Source organism: Campylobacter sp. MIT 21-1684 (assembly GCF_026241315.1).
Classification (GTDB): Bacteria; Campylobacterota; Campylobacteria; order Campylobacterales; family Campylobacteraceae; genus Campylobacter_D.
The window spans coordinates 1-4538 of the sequence record NZ_JAPHNA010000035.1; the positions used below are offsets into that span (position 1 = coordinate 1).

A 4538-nucleotide genomic window follows, 5' to 3' on the forward strand; every position below is an offset into this window, starting at 1 on the left:
TGATTTTTTATTTTAAAAGGAAAAACATGCCAAAAATGAAAAGTGTCAAAAGCGCTGTAAAACGCTTTAAAGTTGGTAAAAACAAAATCAAAAGAGGCTCTGCATTTCGTAGCCATATTTTGACAAAAAAACCTGCTAAAAGAATGCGTGAGCTTCGCAGTACAAAATACGTTCACAGCACTAATATCAAAGCTGTTGAAAAAATGTTAGGAATATAAGTTTTTGACTGAAGTCATTCAAACTCCCCTTCATCTGTTTTGAGAAAAGGGAAAGCTCCGATTTTTTGGACGCCACTTAAACACAAGGATATAAAATGGCAAGAGTAAAAACAGGCGTTGTAAGAAGACGCAGACATAAAAAAATACTAAAATTAGCGCGAGGCTTTTACAGCGGTCGGCATAAACATTTTAGAAAAGCAAAAGAACAGCTAGAAAGAAGTCTTGTATATGCTTATCGTGATAGAAGACGCAAAAAAAGAGATTTTCGTCGCCTTTGGATAATACGTATCAACGCGGCCTGCAGACTCGATAATATAAGTTATTCTAAATTTATTAACGGACTTAAAAAAAGCGGTATTGAACTTGATAGAAAAATTCTCGCTGATTTAGCGATGAATGACCCCGCTGCTTTTTCAAAACTTGCACAAACTGCAAAAAATCACCTATAAATTTTTCAAACTCAAATATAAAGTCAAACTTAATGTTTGGCTTTAGAAATTCCATCAAAGCTAATTCATAAGATTTTTTTGATAAAACCACATTAAGAAAGCTTTGTAGCTTTTTTATGAGCAACATTATACAATAAGTTTTTTCATTCTCTTAGACTCTACAATATACAATTTATAAATTGTATCTGCAATTTTGGAACGTAATTTGCTTGTATGCTTAGATATTTGTAATATAATTTTAAAGAAAGAAAAATGACTATAAATTCGACAAATCCTTACCAAAATTTAGCCTTTTTTAATCCTTTTAGCAATTTTACAAATGAAAAAGAAATTCTCACTTCACAGCAAGACAACAATGAGCTAGAATCTTTCTCTTTTACTACAAATACCCAAAACTATGCGAGTGAATTTGGTTTTAGAATCAATGAACAGGGTTTCTTTGACAAAGATTTAAACAAAATAGCTTCTTTGCCAAATTCTTATAGCATTAACATTAAAAGCATAAGAAGTATAGTAAAAGAAGCTATGAGCAAAGATAAAAATCTCTCTTTTCAAGCCATAGACCTGCCCCAACTCTTAAACAAATATTATAGCTCTTTAAAATCTATCAACACTGAGTTTGCAAATGATGACAACATTCAACTTAATCGCAATGCTCTATCCCAATTAAGCGCTGGATTTTCAACAGAAAATGGAGATTTTTCAACAGATATTAACAGAATTTATACCTCTCAAAAAGAGCTTGATTTGTCTTTAAGTCATAGCACAAGCCTTAGTACACATATGCTTGAAAATAAAATCATCAGCTTTCATTTTGATAAAGCCATTGAAAATACTTCATCAAACGAACTTTTAAAACCTTATTTAACAAAAAATGGTGAAGTTTCAAAATCAGGGCTTTTGATGAATTTTATTTTTAACGATATAAAAAATACCAATGAAATGCCTTCCTTTATGGATTCTTTTGACTCTAATCTCAATTCTCATCAAACAATGCAAAGAATTCTCAAAGGCGAAACTGATATTGAAGATTTTATCCAAGAAAATAATAAACAAAAAATGAGTTTTGATTTATACCTTTATGTTAATGGAATTGATAAAAAAACAAGCTCAAAAGAAAAACTTTCTCTGTTGTATCAACAGTATATTAATTATGAAAAAAATATGGATTTAACGGCTTTTACTCATTCAAGCTCAATTTATCAAATGTATATTGATGAAGTGCGTAATGAATTTGAAAATATGAAGAAAGAGTACCAAGAGCAAAGTGCGGATACAAAAAGAATTCAGGAAGCAAATTCCAATCGTTCTTCTTCTGTAGAAAATTTTTTAAATCGTCGAACAAAACAAGCAAGTCTTAACAGAATTCTCCGTTCGTATCTTTCTATAATGGTATGATTTTACTAGGCATTTAAACTAAATTTTATAAAATTGTATTATTATAGCTTTTTTAAAAAAGATAAAAAATATCTTAAATAAAAGGCAAAATTGTGAAAGTGTATTTAGATAACAATTCAACTACAATGCTTGATCCAAATGCTTATGAATTAATGCTTCCTTTTTTTAAAGAATTCTATGGCAATCCAAATAGTCTTCATCAATGGGGAAGTGCTACTCACCCGGCCTTAAGAGAGGCTATGGATAAACTCTATTTTGGGCTTGGAGCAAATGATTTAGATGATATAGTCATTACCTCCTGTGCTACTGAAAGTATTAATTGGGTATTTAAAAGTATCTACTTTGACATTATAAAAGATAAAGAACGCGATGAAGTGATTATTTCGAGCGTAGAACACCCAGCAGTTGTAGCAACAGCAAATTTTTTAAAAGAATTTGGAGTAAAAGTCAAAGAACTTCCTGTTAATGAAGAAGGTATTTCAACTCCACAAGATTTAAAAAATGTTATAAGCAATAAAACTGCTCTAGTAAGTGTAATGTGGGCAAATAATGAAACAGGAATGATTTTCGACATACAACAAATGGCAGAAATTGCACACGAATTTGGAGCTTTATTTCACACTGATGCAACTCAAGCTGTAGGAAAAATAAAAGTCAATTTAAGCAAAATAGGAGTGGATTTTGCCTCTTTTTCGGCTCATAAATTTCACGGACCAAAAGGAATTGGTGGGCTTTTCATAAAAAAAGGCATAAAGCTTACTCCTTTTTTACACGGCGGTGAGCATATGGGAGGTCGTAGAAGCGGAACTTTAAATGTACCTTTTATAGTAGGTATGGGCGAGGCACTACGTATAGCAAACACTATGCTTACTTTTGAGGATACGCATATTAGAAAATTACGCGATGATTTAGAAGACAGAATTCTTGCCTTGCCTGATACAAGTGTGGTTGGAAAAAGAGACAATAGAATACCAAATACTATCTTAGCAAGCATTAAAGGTGTTGAAGGCGAAGCTATGCTTTGGGATTTAAACAAAAATGGTATTGCAGCTAGTACAGGTTCAGCCTGTGCTAGTGAAGCTCTTGAAAGCAATCCCATTATGGAAGCTATAGGTGCAGAAAACGACTTAGCACATACAGCTTTAAGACTTTCTTTATCGCGTTTTAATACTCAAGAAGAGATTGAATATGCTGCAGAGCAAATAAAAAAGGCGGCAATAAGATTGAGAGCAATTTCAAGTACTTATGCTTACAATCCAAACAATTACAAATAAAGGAATGGCTATGGGAAAAACTAGTTTAATTGGTGGTTCAATTTGGGATGAGTATTCTCAAAAAGTACAAGAAAGGATGAATAATCCACAACATATGGGTGAATTTAGTGAAGAAGACGCAAAAAAAAGAGGAGCAAAACTCATAGTTGCTGATTTTGGTGCGGAAAGTTGTGGCGACGCTGTAAGATTATACTGGCTCGTTGATGAAAGTAATGATACGATAATTGATGCGAAATTCAAAAGTTTTGGTTGTGGGACTGCGATTGCAAGTAGTGATACTATGGTAGATTTATGTATAGGAAAAAAAGTCGATGAAGCCGTTAAAATCACGAATTTAGATGTCGAATTTGCTATGAGAGATACTCCGGATGTTCCAGCAGTACCCCCACAAAAAATGCACTGTTCTGTTATGGCTTATGATGTTATTAAACAAGCCGCAGCACACTATAAAGGCATAAATCCCGAAGATTTTGAAGATCAAATTATAGTATGTGAATGTGCAAGAGTAAGTCTTGGAACAATTAAAGATGTTATAAAGCTTAACGATTTACATTCTATTGAAGAAATCACACAATATACAAAAGCAGGCGCTTTTTGTAAATCTTGTGTAAAACCCGGCGGACACGAAAAAAGAGAACATTACTTAATCGACATTTTGGCACAAACAAGAGCTGAAATGGAAAGAGAGAAGCTCCAACATAGAACAAAAGATGATACTTCTTTCGATGAAATGACTTTGGTAGGGCAGCTTAAAGCGGTAGAAGGAGTCTTAGATACTGAAATTCGTCCTATGTTGCACAATGATGGTGGAGATTTAGAAGTTATTGACATTCAAAAAGCTGAAGGAGCAGCTATTGATGTATATATACGATATTTAGGTGCGTGCAGCGGCTGTTCAAGTGGAAGTGGTGGCACTTTATATGCCATTGAAACCATTTTACAAGAAGAACTTAGCCCAAATATACGCGTTATACCCGTATAAATTTAAATAATTTCCTTCTATACAACAAATAAGTGGGTTTTAATCAAAACCCACAGAACACTTCAATACAGCAAAAATCAACAATTCTTTTATAAACTCTAAAAATTGTATTTCCAGTAAAACAATACCTTTTAATTTTTTTAAAAATCATATTTATTATTTATTAATTATTTATTAATAAATATAGAACAATTTATACTCAATACCACAATATTAT

General features: G+C 32.3%; 5 protein-coding genes. All 5 read left to right on the forward strand.

Annotated elements, in window-relative coordinates; translation table 11 throughout:
* Positions 1-26 precede the first annotated feature (26 nt).
* The 5 genes from rpmI (at position 27) to OQH62_RS08275 (ending at position 4321) form a co-directional block, all read left to right on the forward strand.
* Positions 27-218: a 50S ribosomal protein L35 gene (rpmI, locus tag OQH62_RS08255; protein WP_266016057.1), complete on the forward strand. Its 192-nt coding sequence runs from the start codon at positions 27-29 to the stop codon at positions 216-218.
* 95 nt (positions 219-313) lie between these two features.
* The gene (gene rplT / locus OQH62_RS08260; RefSeq protein ID WP_266016058.1) at positions 314-667 is read left to right on the forward strand and encodes a 50S ribosomal protein L20; all 354 of its coding nucleotides are present in this window, start codon (positions 314-316) and stop codon (positions 665-667) included.
* Between the two features lie 252 nt (positions 668-919).
* Complete coding sequence (locus OQH62_RS08265; RefSeq protein WP_266016059.1) at positions 920-2065, forward strand: hypothetical protein; 1146 nt, start codon at positions 920-922, stop codon at positions 2063-2065.
* A 92-nt stretch (positions 2066-2157) separates the two neighbouring features.
* Positions 2158-3339: a NifS family cysteine desulfurase gene (locus OQH62_RS08270; protein ID WP_266016060.1), complete on the forward strand. Its 1182-nt coding sequence runs from the start codon at positions 2158-2160 to the stop codon at positions 3337-3339.
* Between the two features lie 10 nt (positions 3340-3349).
* On the forward strand, positions 3350-4321 hold the full coding sequence (locus OQH62_RS08275; protein ID WP_266016061.1) for an iron-sulfur cluster assembly scaffold protein: 972 nt from the start codon (positions 3350-3352) through the stop codon (positions 4319-4321).
* The last annotated feature ends 217 nt before the right edge of the window (positions 4322-4538 follow it).

Excerpts from the sequence above, each read along its gene's own strand:
- rpmI (WP_266016057.1), top strand. The coding sequence starts at position 27 with ATGCCAAAAATGAAAAGTGTCAAAAGCGCTGTAAAACGCTTTAAAGTT.
- rplT (WP_266016058.1), top strand. The coding sequence starts at position 314 with ATGGCAAGAGTAAAAACAGGCGTTGTAAGAAGACGCAGACATAAAAAA.
- OQH62_RS08265 (WP_266016059.1), top strand. The coding sequence starts at position 920 with ATGACTATAAATTCGACAAATCCTTACCAAAATTTAGCCTTTTTTAAT.
- OQH62_RS08275 (WP_266016061.1), top strand. The coding sequence starts at position 3,350 with ATGGGAAAAACTAGTTTAATTGGTGGTTCAATTTGGGATGAGTATTCT.